Origin of the sequence: Streptococcus sp. 2154 (assembly GCF_013277255.1) — a bacterium.
Lineage (GTDB): Bacteria > Bacillota > Bacilli > Lactobacillales > Streptococcaceae > Streptococcus > Streptococcus pseudopneumoniae.
The window spans coordinates 14,101-31,352 of record NZ_VMMK01000031.1 but is presented as its reverse complement, the minus strand read 5'-3'; the positions used below and the strand labels follow the sequence as shown (position 1 = coordinate 31,352).

General features: G+C 39.9%; 18 protein-coding genes and 3 pseudogenes. 4 read left to right on the top strand and 17 right to left on the bottom strand.

Annotation, left to right across the window (positions count from 1 at the left end; translation table 11 throughout):
• Positions 1-92 precede the first annotated feature (92 nt).
• The 5 genes from rocS to glmU all read right to left on the bottom strand — a co-directional run bounded on the left by rocS (position 93) and on the right by glmU (position 3,630).
• Positions 93-584 (bottom strand): chromosome segregation protein RocS, encoded by a 492-nt coding sequence (gene rocS, locus HT693_RS05970; protein WP_000021242.1) that lies wholly within the window; start codon positions 582-584, stop codon positions 93-95.
• 76 nt (positions 585-660) lie between these two features.
• On the bottom strand, positions 661-1,353 hold the full coding sequence (locus tag HT693_RS05965; protein WP_000689793.1) for a 5'-methylthioadenosine/adenosylhomocysteine nucleosidase: 693 nt from the start codon (positions 1,351-1,353) through the stop codon (positions 661-663).
• 16 nt (positions 1,354-1,369) lie between these two features.
• Positions 1,370-1,684 (bottom strand): cell wall synthase accessory phosphoprotein MacP, encoded by a 315-nt coding sequence (macP, locus tag HT693_RS05960; RefSeq protein ID WP_000517867.1) that lies wholly within the window; start codon positions 1,682-1,684, stop codon positions 1,370-1,372.
• Between the two features lie 11 nt (positions 1,685-1,695).
• On the bottom strand, positions 1,696-2,241 hold the full coding sequence (locus HT693_RS05955) for an NUDIX hydrolase (RefSeq protein WP_000393816.1): 546 nt from the start codon (positions 2,239-2,241) through the stop codon (positions 1,696-1,698).
• Between the two features lie 9 nt (positions 2,242-2,250).
• Positions 2,251-3,630 carry a bifunctional UDP-N-acetylglucosamine diphosphorylase/glucosamine-1-phosphate N-acetyltransferase GlmU gene (glmU, locus tag HT693_RS05950; protein ID WP_000064397.1) on the bottom strand — a complete coding sequence of 460 codons (1,380 nt, stop codon included), beginning with the start codon at positions 3,628-3,630 and terminating at the stop codon, positions 2,251-2,253.
• Between the two features lie 144 nt (positions 3,631-3,774).
• On the opposite strand from glmU, the gene HT693_RS05945 reads away from it, so the two are divergent.
• The 4 genes from HT693_RS05945 to HT693_RS05930 all read left to right on the top strand — a co-directional run bounded on the left by HT693_RS05945 (position 3,775) and on the right by HT693_RS05930 (position 6,614).
• Positions 3,775-4,575, top strand: a complete 801-nt coding sequence (locus HT693_RS05945) for a glycoside hydrolase family 25 protein (protein ID WP_001231218.1) — start codon at positions 3,775-3,777, stop codon at positions 4,573-4,575.
• A 94-nt stretch (positions 4,576-4,669) separates the two neighbouring features.
• On the top strand, positions 4,670-5,512 hold the full coding sequence (locus tag HT693_RS05940) for a DUF368 domain-containing protein (protein ID WP_000954122.1): 843 nt from the start codon (positions 4,670-4,672) through the stop codon (positions 5,510-5,512).
• Positions 5,512-5,994: an aminoacyl-tRNA deacylase gene (locus HT693_RS05935; RefSeq protein WP_023938144.1), complete on the top strand. Its 483-nt coding sequence runs from the start codon at positions 5,512-5,514 to the stop codon at positions 5,992-5,994. The genes HT693_RS05940 and HT693_RS05935 overlap by 1 nt, the downstream gene beginning before the upstream one ends.
• Positions 5,994-6,614: a histidine phosphatase family protein gene (locus HT693_RS05930; protein ID WP_023932732.1), complete on the top strand. Its 621-nt coding sequence runs from the start codon at positions 5,994-5,996 to the stop codon at positions 6,612-6,614. The genes HT693_RS05935 and HT693_RS05930 overlap by 1 nt, the downstream gene beginning before the upstream one ends.
• 343 nt (positions 6,615-6,957) lie before the next feature.
• Here the strand turns inward: HT693_RS05930 and HT693_RS05925 are convergent.
• The 12 genes and pseudogenes from HT693_RS05925 to HT693_RS05870 all read right to left on the bottom strand — a co-directional run.
• A pseudogene (locus HT693_RS05925) lies at positions 6,958-7,053 on the bottom strand (IS630 family transposase); the annotation flags it as partial.
• 306 nt (positions 7,054-7,359) lie between these two features.
• On the bottom strand, positions 7,360-8,301 hold the full coding sequence (gene prsA / locus HT693_RS05920; protein ID WP_000727950.1) for a peptidylprolyl isomerase PrsA: 942 nt from the start codon (positions 8,299-8,301) through the stop codon (positions 7,360-7,362).
• 66 nt (positions 8,302-8,367) lie between these two features.
• Positions 8,368-9,081 carry an O-methyltransferase gene (locus tag HT693_RS05915; RefSeq protein ID WP_007285038.1) on the bottom strand — a complete coding sequence of 238 codons (714 nt, stop codon included), beginning with the start codon at positions 9,079-9,081 and terminating at the stop codon, positions 8,368-8,370.
• Position 9,082: 1 nt separating this feature from the next.
• Positions 9,083-10,885 carry an oligoendopeptidase F gene (gene pepF, locus HT693_RS05910; RefSeq protein WP_000244148.1) on the bottom strand — a complete coding sequence of 601 codons (1,803 nt, stop codon included), beginning with the start codon at positions 10,883-10,885 and terminating at the stop codon, positions 9,083-9,085.
• An 18-nt stretch (positions 10,886-10,903) separates the two neighbouring features.
• Positions 10,904-11,857 (bottom strand): competence protein CoiA family protein, encoded by a 954-nt coding sequence (locus HT693_RS05905; protein ID WP_000495916.1) that lies wholly within the window; start codon positions 11,855-11,857, stop codon positions 10,904-10,906.
• Positions 11,858-11,929: 72 nt separating this feature from the next.
• Entirely contained in the window at positions 11,930-12,694 is a 765-nt protein-coding gene (gene tehB / locus HT693_RS05900) for an SAM-dependent methyltransferase TehB (RefSeq protein ID WP_007285037.1), read from the bottom strand.
• Between the two features lie 110 nt (positions 12,695-12,804).
• Positions 12,805-13,272, bottom strand: a complete 468-nt coding sequence (gene smpB, locus HT693_RS05895) for an SsrA-binding protein SmpB (RefSeq protein ID WP_001051744.1) — start codon at positions 13,270-13,272, stop codon at positions 12,805-12,807.
• Positions 13,235-15,589 (bottom strand): ribonuclease R, encoded by a 2,355-nt coding sequence (gene rnr / locus HT693_RS05890; RefSeq protein ID WP_023937384.1) that lies wholly within the window; start codon positions 15,587-15,589, stop codon positions 13,235-13,237. Before rnr ends, smpB begins: the two co-directional genes overlap by 38 nt.
• Before the next feature lie 261 nt (positions 15,590-15,850).
• Positions 15,851-16,084 (bottom strand): preprotein translocase subunit SecG, encoded by a 234-nt coding sequence (secG, locus tag HT693_RS05885; RefSeq protein ID WP_000282517.1) that lies wholly within the window; start codon positions 16,082-16,084, stop codon positions 15,851-15,853.
• Positions 16,085-16,123: 39 nt separating this feature from the next.
• The gene (gene rpmG / locus HT693_RS05880; RefSeq protein ID WP_001809104.1) at positions 16,124-16,273 is read right to left on the bottom strand and encodes a 50S ribosomal protein L33; all 150 of its coding nucleotides are present in this window, start codon (positions 16,271-16,273) and stop codon (positions 16,124-16,126) included.
• A gap of 36 nt (positions 16,274-16,309) precedes the next feature.
• Positions 16,310-16,417, bottom strand: a pseudogene (locus HT693_RS05875) (IS5/IS1182 family transposase); the annotation flags it as partial.
• A gap of 102 nt (positions 16,418-16,519) precedes the next feature.
• Positions 16,520-17,216, bottom strand: a pseudogene (locus tag HT693_RS05870) (IS5 family transposase); the annotation flags it as partial.
• Positions 17,217-17,252: the final 36 nt, after the last annotated feature.

Genomic DNA, 17,252 nt, shown 5'->3' with positions numbered 1-17,252 from the left:
ATTTTCATTGAGTATTACTTGAGCAACTATACTATTTAGATTAGAAATAAAAGAAGCCATCAGGTTAGCATGTAACCTAAACAGCTCCTTGATTATCCTCCAAATAAACGAGCAAAAAATCCTTTCTTAGTGGATTGGACTTCTTCTTTTGCTTGGTCCAGCTCTAGCTTAAGATTTTCTTGATCCTTCATGGCTTGAAGGGTCAATTGTTGCTGCTGATCGAGTTGTTTGTCTTTCTCAGCAATCTGACGGTCTTTGATACGCATCTGCTCGTCTTTTTCTGATAACTGACGATCCTTGGCTTTTAATTGTTCATAGAGACGAAGAATTTCTGCATTCTTCTCATCAACCAGAATCTCCATCAGTTCACGTTGCTTGACATCTTCACTGACAGGCTCATCTTCAAAAATCGTTTTTTTATAGATTTCTTCTAGCTTAATCAAGCCACTTCTGGTAACAACTGTTACCCCTTTGTCATTTTTATCTGTGTCTTCTTCTGGTAATTCTTTGACACGGTTATTGATTGCTTGGCGAGATAATCCTAAGACCTCTGCAATCTCACTGACGGTCATTTCAATACTCATAATATCCTCTGAAACGTTTTCTAGCTTTTCTTTACTTAAATCTTATCATAAGCTAGAAAAACTGTCAAATTTCCGCTTAATCTAAAGCCTTCAAAAAGGCTAACAAGACTTGGGCAGAGCGACGTCCAGCTTCGATAATAAACTCATCAAAAGAGATGTTTGCTTCATTGTTGGCATTGTCACTCATAGCTCGAATGACTAAAACTGGGAGATTAAGGGCATGCGCTGCCTGAGCAATCGCTGCCCCCTCCATCTCAACAGCTAAAACTTCTGGGAAATGGGACTTAATCGCTTCTATCTTATCATTTCCTGCAACAAAACTATCTCCTGTAGCAATCAAACCAAGATGCCAGTTCTGGTCCAATTGAGATAAACTCTCTTGGATTTTGGCAACAAAGGTTTTATCTGATTCGAAATAAAGCGGTTGTTGCGCCATTTGTCCATAAGCATAGCCAAAAGCTGTGACATCCACATCATGATAGGCTAATTTGTCAGCAATCACGACATCCCCAACAGCGATACCTTCTGCTACTGCCCCAGCTGATCCCGTGTTAATCAAAGCATCCACTTGAAAATGATCAGCCAAAATCGCCACACTCATAGCAGACATGACCTTACCAATTCCACTCTCTACAAGAACGACTTCATGAGAAGCAATGGTGCCTTTATGATAGGTATTTCCTAAGACAACTTGCTCTTGGGCATTTTCTAAATGCTGGACCAAATAAGCTAGTTCTTCTGGCATAGCTGCAATAATTCCTATTTTCATTTCAATTCCTTTTCTATTACAAAAGTTTCATTGCTAAGACAAGCAAAATCAAGAGAAAGATGACTGCAAATAAAATCTTATTCAACTTAGAATTGAAGACATTTCTCTTGGTATTTTCAATGCGACGACTTTTATGAATAGATGGTTCAACCTGAATCTTCAAGGTTTCCTGACTAAAGCCATGTCCCTTAGGATTGGCATAACCAAAACGGGAAGAAGAGGTTGGTAAAATCTTAGTCTCCTCATTATCATCTAGCAAAGGAGGACCTGAAATTTTTTCGCCTCTATTAGCTCTTTCAATCATTTCATCCGTTAATAAAGGTTTACCCATACTGACCTCCTCTATTTTTTGTGCAATTCCCAATATTGTACAGCCATAATTGTCTTGGCATCACAGATATGACCTGATTGGATCAATTCCTTGGCTTCTTCTAAGCTCACTTCAAGGACTTCCAAGGTCTCATCCTCATCCTGCGGACGCGGATTTTCCACTTTTGTCAAATCACTGGCTAGGTATAGTTTTAACTTTTCATTACAAAAGCCAATGGCTGAGTAAAAATCATATAAGAGTTCTAATTTCCCTGTATAGGCTGTTTCTTCCTCTAATTCACGAAGAGCAGCTGCTACAGGGTCTGTATTTTCTCCTACTTCTAATTTTCCGGCTGGAATTTCGTAAGAGACAGCCTCGATGGCCTTGCGGTACTGCTTGACCAAGATAAGTTTTTGTTCATCTGTTACAGCTAAAACGCAGACAGCTCCATTGTGGAAAATCAAATCCCGTTGGGCAGTTCCCTTGCCTTCTGGTAATTCAACCTGATCTTGGACCAGTTTAAATATTGGTCCTTGATAGATTTCTTTTCGGCTAAGCGTTTTTTCTTCAAATTCCATGATAGGCTCCTACTGATTATTAGGATGATGAGGAAGACGTGTTGCATATTCGTCTTTGTTGACCTGATGTCCGCGACCAATAGCAATCGCATCTGCTGGCACGTCTTTGGTAATAGTTGAACCAGCACCAACGAGGGAATTGTCTCCAAGTTCTACTGGCGCAATAATGGTTGAATTTGATCCAACAAAGACATTGTTGCCAATGACTGTCTTGTATTTGTTTTTACCATCATAGTTGACTGTAATGGTTCCTGCACCGAAATTAACCTTGCTTCCCACTTCACAGTTTCCGATATAAGTCAAATGACCAGCCTTAGTATTCTCACCGATTGAAGAACCTTTCACCTCAACAAAGTTACCAATATGAACTTGGGCACCCAGACTTGAACCTGGACGAATGTGGGCATAAGGACCGACTGTCACACCGTCTGCAACACTACTTTCCTCAATCATAGAATTGGTAATAATCGCTCTTGCTCCGATAGTGCTATTCACTACATAAGTACCATTTGTCAAAACAGTCTCAGCACCAATTTTCGTTTGCCCCTTCAAGGTAACATTGGCTTCGATTTGAACTTCAGGCGCAATCTCAACATCAATATCAATATAAGTTGCCTCTGGATTGACAAAGCTAACACCGTTGACCATGTGTTTATGATTGATACGACGACGCATGACTGACTCAGCAGTCGCAAGAGCCACACGGTCATTTACACCAAGACTTTCATCAAAATCTTTCAAAGTATAAGCACCAACTTTTTCACCGGCTTCACGGAAAATGCCAATGACATCTGTGATATAGTATTCTCCTTGAGCATTGTTGGTATTGATATTTTTCAAAGCCTCAAACAAACGTTCGTTGTCAAAAACGTATGTTCCAGTGTTGATTTCCTTGATTTGTTTTTCAAAATCTGTGGCATCCTTTTGCTCAACAATACGAAGAACCTCAGCATTGTCATTACGTACAATTCGTCCATAGCCAAAAGGATTATCCGTTTCAGCAGTCAAGATAGTGGCCACATTTTTATGATTGATGTGGAAATCAATCAAGTTTTTCAAACTTTCACCAGTGATTAAAGGAGTATCTCCTGCAATGACCAAGGTGTGACCGGACAAACCTTCTAAGATTGGCTCTGTCATCATAACTGCATGGCCTGTCCCTAACTGTTCAGATTGAGTCACAAATTCTGTCTGTCCAGCCAAGACCTCCTCAACCAATTCTGCCTTGTGTCCTACAACTGTTACTGTCTTTTCAGGTTGGATAGCTCCCACACTACGGAAAACATGTTCCAGCATAGAAATACCCGCAACCTTGTGCAACACTTTTGGCAAATCAGATTTCATGCGAGTCCCTTTACCCGCTGCTAAAATAATGGCAAAATTTGACATAATCTTCTCTTTTCTGTAGAAATTCCCTTTTATTATACCATATTTCAAATCATTCCGCGCCCTTGAATGAAAAAATGCTCCAAAGTCCTTTCCTTAACCCATTTTTTTTGATTTTTTTTCATTTTTAAGGTAAAATTATGAGATATGAGAAAACAAATTCATCCACTTATTTTATTTGGTTTTTTTGGGATTATGATGTTCATTTTAATCATCAATCGCCCACTTAATGACAACCAATCCTTTAAAACAAAATCCAATATAGCACAGATTGAAGCACAGGCTTTGAAACACTTAGACAAACCGATTATTGACCTCTCTGGCTGGCAGCGTCCTGAGGAAATCAACTACGATGCCCTCTCACAAAATATTTCAGGTGCTATTGTTCGTGTTCACAGTGGTGCTCAAACGACAAAAGAAAATGATGCTTCATTTATCAATGGAATAGACAAGGCCTATAAGAGTCATATCACTGAACTTCAAAAGCGGAATGTCCCAGTTGCTGTCTACGCTTATGTAGCTGGAAAAAGTGTCCAAGAAATGGAAAAGGCTGCCGAAGTTTTCTACAATGCTGCCTCTCCTTACAGCCCTAGTTACTATTGGCTTGACGTGGAAGACAAAACCATGTCTAATATGAACGAAGGTGTCGAAAACTTTCGAGCAAAACTAGCATCACTAGGTGCTAAAAACATCGGCATCTACGTTGGTGTCTACTTCATGGAAGAACACAGTATTGATACAGGCAAGTTTACCTCTGTTTGGATTCCGTCCTACGGCTCAGACTCAGGATTTTTGGAGAGCAGTCCTAAAACTGATTTAGATTATGATATTCACCAATACACATCTAAAGGAAAAATTGCCGGCTTTGACCACGATTTAGATATCAACGTTATCTCTCCCTTAAAAAATAAAGAAGAAACCTTTCGAAAGCTTTTTTTAAAACCTTAAAAGCATTTGTTTATCATTTGCTTTTTCTTTTTGTGTCTGATTGTGATACAATATAGTAAGGATTTTTTGAAATAGAAATAGTTGGAGGAACTATATGCTCTCATGGTTAGCACGCGTTATTAAAGGGATTGTAATTGCTCTTGGATTTATCCTACCGGGAATTTCCGGAGGGGTTCTAGCAGCAATCTTAGGAATCTATGAACGAATGATTGGCTTTCTGGCCCATCCCTTTAAAGACCTTAAAGAAAATGTTTTGTACTTTATTCCAGTTGCCATCGGTATGCTTCTGGGAATCGGCTTATTTTCCTACCCGATTGAATACCTGCTTGAAAATTATCAGGTCTTTGTATTATGGAGCTTTGCGGGAGCTATTATCGGTACAGTTCCTAGCCTCCTCAAAGAATCAACTCGAGAATCTGACCGAGACAAGATTGATTTAGCTTGGTTATGGACAACCTTTATCATTTCTGGATTAGGACTCTATGCCTTAAATTTTGTCGTTGGAACCTTAAGCGCCAGCTTTCTTAACTTCGTCCTAGCAGGCGCACTATTGGCCCTTGGCGTCTTGGTTCCTGGCCTCAGCCCATCAAATTTACTTTTGATTTTGGGACTCTATGCTCCTATGTTGACTGGTTTTAAAACTTTTGATCTCTTGGGAACCTTCTTTCCGATTGGAATTGGTGCAGGTGCAACTCTCATCGTTTTTTCAAAATTGATGGATTATGCCTTAAACAACTACCACTCACGCGTCTATCATTTCATCATCGGTATCGTCCTATCAAGTACCCTTTTGATCTTAATTCCAAATGCAGGAAACGCTGAAAGTATCCAATACACTGGCCTTTCTCTTGTTGGGTATGTCATCATCGCCTTCTTCTTTGCGCTGGGAATCTGGCTTGGTATTTGGATGAGCCAATTGGAGGATAAGTATAAATAATGGCAAAAAAAGTAAAAATCAAAAAAACATTGGTGGAACAAATCCTGTCGAAAGCAGGCATCCCACATCAGGGGATTCAAATCAATGCCCTGGAAGGAGAGCTGCCTCAAGGTTATGAACGAGATCAGATTTTCAAAACCTTGGCTCTTTTAGGAGACAAGACAGGACCGATTATTGGAATTGTCCCTATCACTCAACACCTGTCGGAAAAGAAACTAGCCAAAATTTCTGGCAATAAAAAAGTGAACATGATTCCACAAAAGGACTTGGAAAAAACAACAGGTTATATTCATGGAGCCAATAATCCTGTTGGTATTCGTCAAAAACATAATTACCCCATTTTTATCGATAAAATCGCTCTCGACTTGAATCAAATGATTGTTTCTGCTGGGGAAGTTGGTCATAGCATTATCGTCGCGCCACAAGACTTGGCTAGCTTTGTAAAGGCTGACTTTGTAGATATTTTGGAGGACAGCAAGTAATGAAACTCTACTTTGTCCGCCACGGTCGTACGGTCTGGAACCAAGAAGGTCGTTTTCAAGGTGCTAGCGGTGATTCTCCTCTTCTTCCTGAATCCATTGAAACCCTAAAACGACTTGGCCAATATCTCAAGGAAATTCCTTTTGATCAGATTTATTCAAGTGATTTACCTCGAGCTGTCAAATCTGCCGAGATTATCCAAAGTCAACTCAAGACACCCTGTCCTTTAGAAAGTGTTCCGAATCTCCGTGAATGGCAGCTAGGTAAATTAGAAGGTTTGAAAATTGCAACCTTGGAAGCTATTTACCCGCAACAAATCCAGGCTTTCCGTACTAATCTTGCTCAATTTGACACTCAAATGTTTGGAGCCGAATCCCTCTATAGCACCACGCAACGGACAATCCAATTTATCAAATCATTAAAAGATAGTCCAGCTGAGCGTATTCTGATTGTCGGGCATGGCGCTAATCTTACTGCCAGTATTCGTACTCTTCTAGGTTATAAAGAACCACTTCTTCGTAAAGATGGCGGTCTAGCAAATGCCAGCCTGACCATTCTAGAAACCCATGATTTTGAAACATTCACTCTTGATACTTGGAATGATACTTCTTATCAATCATAATTATAGCCTAGTCTTCTGGAGATATAGTCAGTTGAAACAAAAATAAGACAAAAGAGACTCGTAAAAAGGTATTGCAACTTGCCAATACCTTTTTGATATGAACACATGTCTTCTCAATAGAATTGTAGAGCAAAATGAAATATGAACTGAATAAATTGATTTGAGAATTTAAATCAATTTATAAGAATGTTTTAGAAGCAGTGATGTACTAGTTCAGATTCACTTTTCTATACTAATACTCTTCGAAAATCTCTTCAAACCGCGTCAACGTCGCCTTGCCGTACTCAAGTACAACCTGCGACTAGTTTCCTAGTTTGCTCTTTGATTTTCATTGAGTATAAGATGAGTAGGGAGGAAGAGGTAAAAGTTTATGCCCAAACTCTTCACATAAGAACTCTAGCTTACCCATTCTATGGAATCTTGCATTATCCATTAAAACTTCCAACTCATACTCTTCTAAAATCTATTCAAACCACGTCAGCTTCACATTATATATGTTGGTGACCTCATAAGACTTATCTGCAACCTCAAAGCTGTTCTTTGAGCAGCCTACAGCTAGCTTCCTAGTTTAATCTTTGCTTTTCACTGAGTATTAAGTTAAAAAATGGGGCTAGTCAAAAAGTCTTTAAAATCAAAAAACGCATAATATCAGGTATTGAAAACCTTGTACTATGCGTTTTATTGTGGGAAGATTTACTTCATTTTTTCCTGAAGTCGAGTTTTTTCCCTGACTTATTGATTTGGACTATTCGTTTGATGTACTACTGCTTGAGCTTGAATCTCCACCACCGATATATTGGGTAAAGATATTTTGGAAGGCTTGGTCCTTAACCTTGATATTGACTGCTTGCAATTCTTTTCCGATAATGCTTTGAACAAATGTTGAATCATTTTGTTTTTGAGTCAAGATAACAGTTTTTAATTTTTCTTTGTAGTCATCAATATTAGATGATTTTTCTGTTTTCTTAATGAGTTTTACAATGTAATATTGGCTACTGTAGGCTTGTGTGCCAGTTGCTGTAATCACATCAGAAACGCCGTTTACATCTAAAGCGAAAGCGGCTTTCTTGACTTGCTCAGGTACTTCCGTTGAAGCAGAATCAAAGGTAATTTCTCCACCATTTTCTTTTGTTTTTTCATCAGTTGAGTTATCTTTGGCTAATTGAGCAAAATCAGCACCTTCTGCCTTGGCTTTTTCGAGAACTTCTTTGGCCTTGTCTTCATTGTCCAAACGGATGATTTGAGCCGTTACATCTGGAGTGTATTCGTCAAAGGCCTTCTTGTAAGCATCATCTGTCAATTCAGCTTCTGCTGCCTTCTTAACTGCCAACTCAACTAATTTACTTGTACGAATTTGAGCTTTACGTGTTTCAAGAGTCATACCTGCTTGTGACAAGACACGTTGGTAGTTTTCACCATATTGTTTTTCTTCTTCGGCAATAGTATCATCAACCTCTTTATCATCAAGCTCTGAGCCATATTGTTTTTCAAAAACTTTTTGGATGGTCATATTTAACAAGACTTGTTGGGCTGAAGGGTTGCTTTTCACTTGCTCATAAAATTGATGTTCTGTGATGACATCCCCTTTCATGCTGATAAGGTCTGCCCCTTCTGAACCTTTCGAACAAGCTGCTAAAGTTGCTACTGATAATAGTGTAATGGCACCTGCCAATAGTTTTTTCTTCATGTCTACTCCTTTGAGATAAGTGTTACTCTATCTATTTTACTATATTTTCTTAAATTTTTCTGAAAATCATTCGCTGTCAGGCAATTGAACATCTGCTACATTTTTACGAAGCATGAGAATGCCGTCCCCCAGAGGTACTAATGTTGCGGTGAGTCCTGGATTGTCTAAGGTTGCATCAAATAGTCTTTGAAGTCCTCGATAAATGGTTCGTTGGCCACGACGAACTTCCATAATGTCCTTGGCAACATCACCACCTTGAAAAATATCATCCAAGACAACCACACCTCCAACTTCCAAATGTTTGAGGATTTCTGGCAGAAAGACGATGTATTTAGACTTGGCAGAATCCATAAAGACGAAATCATAAGACTCTGTCAGTGTAGATAAGACGTCTACCGCATCTCCCTCTAGGAGAGTGATTTGCTTGCGACTGTCAAACTGGGCAAAATTTTCCTTGGCAAAACCAATCATTTCTGGATTACGGTCAATGGTTGTAATCTTAGCATTTGGCGCATGCTCTGCCATCAAGAGAGCTGAAAAACCGATAGCCGTCCCAATTTCCAGAATGTTTTTAGGTTGCATGGTTTCCATGAGAAACCTGAAATAAACAACCGTTTCATGGGGAATAATGGGAATATTTTCCTTGCGGGCAAAGTCTTCCAATTCTTTCAAGGAACCTGTGACTTGCTTTTGACGCTGACGCATCAAGTCTACAATTTCTTCCTTGACGACAGGGCGACGCATGTTATGGTTGGCATTTTTACTATACGATTCAACCATCTTACGCCAATCCCAATTTTTCAACAAGGGCTTCAAACTCATTCAAACGACGTTCAAAGACTGCAAAGGCATCGTTGAGATAGTCTTCCTTCTCCATATCAACGCCAGCTTTTCTCATGACATTAAGTGGATAGTCAGATTTACCTGCCTTGAGGTAGTCGATATAGCGGTCACGGTCTTCTTGACTACCATGGACAATTTTTTCAGCCAAGGCTGAGGCCGCCGCAAAGCCTGTTGAATATTGGTATACATAGTAGTTATAGTAGAAGTGTGGAATCCGAGCCCACTCGTATTGGATTTCCGGATTGTCTTCCTTACTCAAACCATAATACTCTTGGTTCAAGTCAGCATAGAGTTTATTTAAGAAATCGCTTGTCAAGACTTCACCATTTTGATCCGCTTGGTGAATCGCGTGTTCAAACTCAGCAAATTGAGTTTGGCGGAAAACTGTCCCACGGAAACCGTCTAGGAAGTTATTGAGAATAGCAAAGCGCGTTGCATCGTCTTCCACTTCTTCCAATAATTTCTCCGTCAAGATATTTTCATTGGTCGTTGAGGCAATCTCAGCCAAGAAGATCGAATAATCTCCGTAAACATAAGGTTGCGTTTCACGAGTATAGCTTGAATGCATACTGTGACCTGTTTCATGAACAAGAGTAAAGAGATTGTCCAGATTGTCCTGCCAGTTAAGAAGCATAAAGGCATTGGTATCGTAAGAACCACCAGAATAGGCACCTGAACGCTTTCCTTGGTTTTCGTAAACATCAATCCAACGCTCGCTGAAGGCACGTTTAACACGGCTCAAGTAATCCTCACCCAAGACTGCCAAGGCATCTTCTGCTTTTCTCAAGGCTTCTTGGTAGGTAAAACTATATTCAACAGATGAAAGTGGTGTGTAGACATCGTACATCTTGAGATCTGAAATTCCCAAGATTTTTGAACGAAGTTCAAGGTAACGATGCAAGAGTGGCAAATGCTTGCGAACTGCTGCTACCAAATTGTCATAAACATTTTCTGGAACAAAATTAGCCGCTAGGGCTGCATGACGAGCGCTCTTGTAGTTGCGAACTTTAGCACGATAGTTTTGCACCTTAACATTGGTTTGCAAGGTTTTAGCATAGGTGTGTTGGAATTGTTCGTAAGTCGCATAAAGGGCTTGATAGGCCCCACGGCGAATCTCACGATTTTTAGACTCCATCAAACGTGTGTAGGTCCCATGAGATAGCTGAACTTCCTTACCATCATCGTCGAGGACATAAGGGAACACAATATCCGCATTGTCCAAAATAGCGAAGGTTTCGCTTGCTGAACCAAAGATTTCTCCAGCTCCAGCTAATAATTCTTCTTCGCGTTGTGAAAGAACATGATCCTTTCCTTGCAAAAGCTTGTCAAAATAGTGTTGATAAACCTGCAATTTTGGTTGAGACTCTAAAAAGTCAGCATACTGCTTTTCACTAATTTCCATAAATTCAGGATCATAGAATGAAAAGGCTTGGTCTAGCTGACTATAGAGTGTCATTGCTTTGGCATAGTACTCTTGATACTTAGCTTCACGTGTATCCTGATCATTCTTCATATGAGCATAAACGTAAAGCTTCTCCATCTGGCGTTCCATTTCAAGAGAAAATTCAGTAATTTCGAGTAGGCTATCCGCACTATCCAAGAGATGGCCTTCATACTGGGCTACTGTCTCCAGCTGTTCTGTTAAATCTTTTAAGGCTTCTTCCCAAGCCTGGTCAGTTGGGTAGATCGTTGATAGATCCCATGTATCTTTTTCATTTATTTCGTTTCTTTGTAATACCATTAGATTCCTCCATCCTTTCTATTCTACCATATTTTTCAAGAAATATTGCTGATAAAAGGCTGGTGGATAAAGCTTTTGCCAATCATTTTGAGGATTTTCTTGGTAATAGATTTGAAAATACTGATAATAGCTGGTCAAATCCTTCTCAATTTGGCAAAAATCACCTACTAGTGGTCGAATTTGTGGATACCATTCTTTCAGCCCATAAGTCAGGACATTTTCTCCCTTTTGATAGGCTTCTGCTTGTTCTTTCATCCAAATGGGATTTTGATAGTACAGTTGTTGCCGGATATAACAACAGATGTCCTTATCCTCAGAAACTGTAAAATGAGATATTTTTTGTTTCTTATAGGGAAAACGTAATATCTCCAGTAGACTACCTTGACCACAGGGAAATTCCTTGATTTGATAATGGAGTTTACCTCGAAGATCCTGGTGTATGAGATATTTAAGCCTTAAAATCTGCTTTCCCTTGTCTACTTCCCAAACATAAAAGCCCATGTTTTGACTAAAATAGAGAAAACCTTGTTGCAGACGAGTCAAACGCTCCTTGAGCCAAAGTTTTTCTCCCAGTAGCCACAGTACTTGGTAACCCTGGCTACGATAACCCTCACTGCGCTCTTTAAGAACTTTTTGTGGCAAGGGACTACATTGAACCTCTAAAGCTAGATTGCCATTTACAAACACATCCGCAATCTGTTTAAGTTCTGGAAGCAGGTATTCTAATTGAACCTCTGAATCTTTTTTCAACCAGTGATAAAGTGATTCCTTATTGGCCAGATGTTCTGAACTTTCATTTTCAGAGGAATAATCACAGTCTTTTAAGGATTTATGGGCAAAATGGGTCCGTACACTTGGTCCTTGACGCAAACGAAGCTGACCTCCACAAGCTGGGCAGGTGTATGCTTGCTTCTCAAGCTTATCCTCTAACACATTTACCAATTTTCCCCTAGCATCTCTCGCAACAAACATGATTTCCCTCCTTTTCTATATTATTCGTAAAAAAGAAAAAAGATCAGGAAAATTCCTAATCTTCATTCATTTTTATTTGATTTTCTTGGCTAGCATGGTCGCAAAGCGTAGTTGAATACGATTGCCATTTTCATCGCGACGGTGCAAATGGCCTGGATTTTCATTGTACTTAACCAATTCCCAATCCTTGTAATAGTCTGCCAATTCCCCTTCTTTAAAGGTGAATGGGAAGTTCACTGAGCAAGGATAATCCTCCGTGTCCATAGCACAAACGATAAGATTATAGCCACCAACACTGGTTTTATCCTGCATATTTTGAATAATAGCTGGAATGCAGTCTGCTTGTAGAAACATGAGAACAACAGTTGATACGATAAAATCATATTCTTGCCCAATGCTAGCTGAATTGATATCGTAAAGACCAACAGTCATGTCCAGATCTTCTTGCTCCACAATACTTTGCAAGATTTCAAGGGTCAGGTCATTTTGATCTACAGCCGTCACATCAAAACCTTGCTGGGCTAGAAAAAGAGAATTGCGCCCCTGACCACAACCCAAATCCAAAGCTTTCCCTGGTTTTACTGTCTGCATGGCCTCTAGAACCTCTGAATGAAAAGGATTGGTATTGTATTTCTTAGGGAAATAATCCTCAGGTTTACAATAAAATTCCAAGTACCATTCCACATCATCTGTGGCAGCTTCCACTCGGTGCCAGACTTGTGGTTGTGCCATGGGATTATCTGCCCCTGCTTCAAAGAGGTGTTCAGCTAGAACTTCCCCTTCTTCTGTCAATTCAATAAACTTGAGAGCTCCCTTCAAGACAGTAATTTTCCCCAAGTCCCAACTTTTGTATTGTGCTTTTGCTGAACAGCTTCAGGCATGGTTTCTTTAGTCTACAAAGGCATGCGTTTATAGGCAACTAATTTTTCCATTTTCAATTCCTCTTTTTATCGCTGATTAACAGCTTTCATCACGCGCGCGATGTCGCGGTTTTGCTCACGACGTTTGATAGACTCTCTCTTATCGTAGTCATGCTTCCCTTTAGCTAAACCTAAAAGAAGCTTGGCATAACCGTCTTTGATATAGACTTTAAGAGGAACCAGGGTCATTCCTGTCCCTTTAGTCTCTTGTTCCAACTTTTGGATTTGCTTTTTATGGAGCAGGAGTTTACGACGACGTTCTGGTTCTTGGTTCCAGATATTGCCCTCTTCGTAAGGAGCGATATGGACATTGCTCAACCAGACCTCTCCATTTTTTACTTGGGCAAAGCCATCCTTGAGATTGATTCGAGCAGCTCGTACACTCTTGATTTCAGTTCCAGTCAGAACCATCCCTGCCTCTAGCGTATCTATGATTGTATAGTCGTGGCGCGCCTTTTTATTTTGTGCGACGACCTTTCCCTCGCCCTTTGCCATGCTTGGCTCCTTTCTTAGCTACTTCCTTGTAAAAAGGTTTCTTTCCTTTTTTCTTCTTGTCTTTTTGTGAATGCTTGCGCTTATCATTTGAGCGTCCTGATTTTCTCTTATCTTCCTTCTTATCTGAACGACGATTTGAACCACGCCCTCTGTCACTACGATTAGACTGTTTTAAGCCTTTTTCAATCACATCAAACTCACTTGGGATGTAAGAGAAGTCAATTTCACCCGTCATCTTGTCGGCTCTTTCAACTCGGATACGGATTTGCTGACCTACACGGAAAGTTGTTCCTGATTTCTCCCCACGAAGAGTCAAATCACGCTCATTGAAATGATAAAATTCAGGTAGATTTGTGATGTGAATCAAGCCTTCAACTGTGTTTGGCAATTCAACAAAGAGACCAAACTTGACAATGCTGGACACAACCGCATCGTACTCTTCGCCCACGTATTCTTCCATATACTCAGCCTTTTTCATGGCTTCGACTTCACGCTCAGCCTCAATGGCACGACGTTCACGGTTGGAAGACTGGGTCGCAATCTCTGGAATCACTTGCTCAAAATGCTCTGCTATTTCCTTAGAACGGCCGTAATCACGAATCATACGGTGAACAAGAAGGTCTGGATAACGACGAATCGGACTAGTAAAGTGAGTATAATAGTCAGCCGCAAGTCCATAATGCCCGTGATTATACTCCGAATAACGAGCCTGCTGCATGGAGCGAAGAAGCATCATGGACAATACATCTGCATAAGGTTCCCCCTCAACTGCTCGCATAATATCTTGAAGTGCCTCTTGACTCATTTCACTAGCAGTCCCATAGATTCGAATACCGAAACTCGAAGCATAATCAATAAACTTCTGAACCTTTTCAGCCTTAGGCTCCTCGTGAATTCGATAGATAAAAGGTAGGTCCAGCTTGCTGAAATGCTCGGCAACTGTTTCATTGGCCATCAACATAAAAGACTCAATCATCCGCTCGGCAACACCACGCTGACGAAGAACGATATCAACAGGCTTACCTTGTTTATCCACTAAAATCTTGGCTTCATTGGTATCGAAATTGAGGGCTCCACGTTTCACACGCATGTTTTCTAGCCTTTCGTGAAGTTTGGCCATAAGTTCGATACTAGGAACAATTTTCTGATACTCTTGTCTCTTTTCCTCGTCGCTTGCTAGGATATCATTGACATCGCTATAGGTCATCCGATAGCTTGTCTTGATAACCGTTTGTGTGATGGTGTAGTTGACTACACGACCATGTTTATCAATCTCCATAATAGCAGACTGGGTCAGACGGTCAACTTGGGGATTGAGAGAACAGATGCCATTTGATAGTCGTTCTGGAAGCATTGGAACCACACGGTCAGTCACATAGACAGAAGTTGCGCGGTTAAGAGCTTCCTTATCAAGGGCAGACCCCTCGGTCACATAGTAGGAAACATCTGCGATGTGAACACCAAGCTCCAGATTTCCATTTTTCAAGGCCTTGATATGCACCGCATCGTCCAAGTCCTTGGCGTCAGCACCATCGATGGTAAAGATAATCTCATCTCTTAGATCCAGACGACCTTCCGTATCCTTTTTAGACGGAGCATCAGGCACACTTTCTGCTTCCTTGACAACAGCTTCTGGAAACTCGGATACAATGTCCATTGATTCCAAGACCTCAAGAACATCAATTCCGACATCTGTTGAGTGTCCCACCACATCGAGAACACTCGCGACAAAGAAATCATGTTTCTTGCTTGGGTATTTATCGATAAAGACCTTGAGAACTTCTGTTCCCTCCAGTTTAAGGGCTGGTTTCTTAACATAGATGGGTTGGCTGATTTTCTGATTTTTCGAACGGATATAGCCTGCATACTTAGGTTTTTCCTGATCCAGAACGATTTGACCTACAACAGTTGTCAAACTGTGTTCTAAGATATCAATAATTTTTGCTTCTGCTGCTGTTCCCTTATTGCGGTCAGCGACTTTCTTAATCACTACCTCAACGGTATCACCATCAATAGCATAGTTGACATCGTTTTTTCCTACAAAAAGGTCGTCCTCCTCGCCTTCCAGACTAACAAAGCCAAAGCCATTTTTATGGGCATGAAAAATCCCCTTGAGGGTAATCTCATGTTTTTTCTTAATTTCTAATGTCAGACTACCATCTTCTTCAAAGCGTATCTGATGCTTTCTTTCCATTAGGGACAAGGTTTTAATCAACTCACGAAAATCCTTGGAACTATCTTTTCCCAAAGCCTGAGCCAAATCATTAACAGTCACCTTTCCCTTATCTTGTAAATATTCTTTTATTCTATCTTTCATATTTTCTTTCTAGATTTTTTAATTTTCTTTTACTGTAAAACCTTCTCAAACATCCTTTCATACTCAATAAAAATCAAAGAGCAAACTAAAAAGCTAGCCGCAGGTTGCTCAAAACACCGTTTTGAGGTTGTGAATAGAACTGACGAAGTCAGCTCAAAATACTGTTTTGAGATTGCAGATGAAAGCTGACGTGGTTTGAAGAGATTTTTGAAGAATATAAAAACAAAAAGAGGCAAAGACCTAGTCCTGCCCATTATTTTCTTATCTACTTGATAATACCGTCAATGCTAAGGCAATGGCTAGCCAGAAAAAGACTAAAATCCCTGTCAAACGCTGCATCACAGCTTCGAAACCGCGTGCTTTACTGCGTTCAAACAAATCACCTGAGCTGGCATCAAATACATTGCTGGATTGGTTTTTAGTTGGTTGCATGAAAATCGCAATCACAATCACAACAGATAATACTAATAAAATGGTTAATAATAGGTTATACATATCAAACTCCTTACAATCCCTATTATTTTACCATAAAATCTACTTAGATTCAAGATGTAGGGTTACTTTTCTTTCCTTGGGACAATACTTTAAAACCTCAATCTTGTCTGGATGGGTTTTTGAATTTTTACTGGTTAGGTAATTGATACTGCCACAAGAGGAGCATTTGAGATTAATTTTTACTCGCACTAGATTTCCTTTACTTTTATTAGACTTCCTGCAAAACTAGAATCCTAGTTCATGATTGATAATGCCAGCAATCAAATTCATTCGTAAGCCGAAGCGTTTACGATGATTTCGATAGGTTGTTGAAAACATTTTAAACGTTTTTATAGTGAAATGAAATAAGAACAGGACAAATCGATCAAGACAGTCAAATCGATTTCTAACAATGTTTTAGAAGTAGAGGTGTACTATTCTAGTTTCAATCTACTATACTCTGTCAAAAATATTCTCAACCTTGATTCTCTCCTTAGATAGCGCATGGTTACAGGCTTTCTCTTCAGCTGTTAGCGGCTTGAGTTTGCTGGATTTACGTGGAGTTTGTGCTTGAGGATCTATCTTCATGAGCCCTTGATAACCACTGTCAGCCAAGATTTTACCAGCTTGTCCGATATTTCTGCGACTCATTTTGAACAACTTCATATCATGACAATAGTTCACAGTGATCTCCAAAGAAACAATTCTCCCTTGACTTGTGACAATCGCTTGAGCCTTCATAGCGTGGCATTTCTTTTTACCAGAATCATTCGCTAATTGTTTTTTAGGGCGATGGATTTTTACTTCCGTCGCATCAATCATTACCGTGTCCTCAGAACTGAGAGGAGTTCTTGAAATCGTAAAACCACTTTGAACAAGAGTTACTTCAACCCATTGACTCCGATGGGTTAAGTTGCTTTCGTGGATACCAAAATCAGCCGCAATTTGTTCATAAGTTCGATATTCTCGCACATATTGAAGTCGCCATAAGAAGGTATTCTAGGCTTAGTTTAGGTTTTCGTCCCCCTTTTGCGTGTTTACCTTGATAATCTCTTTTTAATACAGCTAACATCTCTTCAAAAGTCGTGCACTGAACACCAACCAGGAGCTTAAATCGTGCATCAGTTAGTTGTTCACTTGCTTCATAATCCATAGAACTATTATACCATATATTGTTTCGCAGGAAGTC

What these genes read in the sequence shown, in the direction of transcription:
- rocS (WP_000021242.1), bottom strand. Translation starts at nt 584, where the DNA reads ATGAGTATTGAAATGACCGTCAGTGAGATTGCAGAGGTCTTAGGATTA.
- HT693_RS05965 (WP_000689793.1), bottom strand. Translation starts at nt 1,353, where the DNA reads ATGAAAATAGGAATTATTGCAGCTATGCCAGAAGAACTAGCTTATTTG.
- macP (WP_000517867.1), bottom strand. Translation starts at nt 1,684, where the DNA reads ATGGGTAAACCTTTATTAACGGATGAAATGATTGAAAGAGCTAATAGA.
- HT693_RS05955 (WP_000393816.1), bottom strand. Translation starts at nt 2,241, where the DNA reads ATGGAATTTGAAGAAAAAACGCTTAGCCGAAAAGAAATCTATCAAGGA.
- glmU (WP_000064397.1), bottom strand. Translation starts at nt 3,630, where the DNA reads ATGTCAAATTTTGCCATTATTTTAGCAGCGGGTAAAGGGACTCGCATG.
- HT693_RS05945 (WP_001231218.1), top strand. Translation starts at nt 3,775, where the DNA reads ATGAGAAAACAAATTCATCCACTTATTTTATTTGGTTTTTTTGGGATT.
- HT693_RS05940 (WP_000954122.1), top strand. Translation starts at nt 4,670, where the DNA reads ATGCTCTCATGGTTAGCACGCGTTATTAAAGGGATTGTAATTGCTCTT.
- HT693_RS05935 (WP_023938144.1), top strand. Translation starts at nt 5,512, where the DNA reads ATGGCAAAAAAAGTAAAAATCAAAAAAACATTGGTGGAACAAATCCTG.
- HT693_RS05930 (WP_023932732.1), top strand. Translation starts at nt 5,994, where the DNA reads ATGAAACTCTACTTTGTCCGCCACGGTCGTACGGTCTGGAACCAAGAA.
- prsA (WP_000727950.1), bottom strand. Translation starts at nt 8,301, where the DNA reads ATGAAGAAAAAACTATTGGCAGGTGCCATTACACTATTATCAGTAGCA.
- HT693_RS05915 (WP_007285038.1), bottom strand. Translation starts at nt 9,081, where the DNA reads ATGGTTGAATCGTATAGTAAAAATGCCAACCATAACATGCGTCGCCCT.
- pepF (WP_000244148.1), bottom strand. Translation starts at nt 10,885, where the DNA reads ATGGTATTACAAAGAAACGAAATAAATGAAAAAGATACATGGGATCTA.
- HT693_RS05905 (WP_000495916.1), bottom strand. Translation starts at nt 11,857, where the DNA reads ATGTTTGTTGCGAGAGATGCTAGGGGAAAATTGGTAAATGTGTTAGAG.
- smpB (WP_001051744.1), bottom strand. Translation starts at nt 13,272, where the DNA reads ATGGCAAAGGGCGAGGGAAAGGTCGTCGCACAAAATAAAAAGGCGCGC.
- rnr (WP_023937384.1), bottom strand. Translation starts at nt 15,589, where the DNA reads ATGAAAGATAGAATAAAAGAATATTTACAAGATAAGGGAAAGGTGACT.
- secG (WP_000282517.1), bottom strand. Translation starts at nt 16,084, where the DNA reads ATGTATAACCTATTATTAACCATTTTATTAGTATTATCTGTTGTGATT.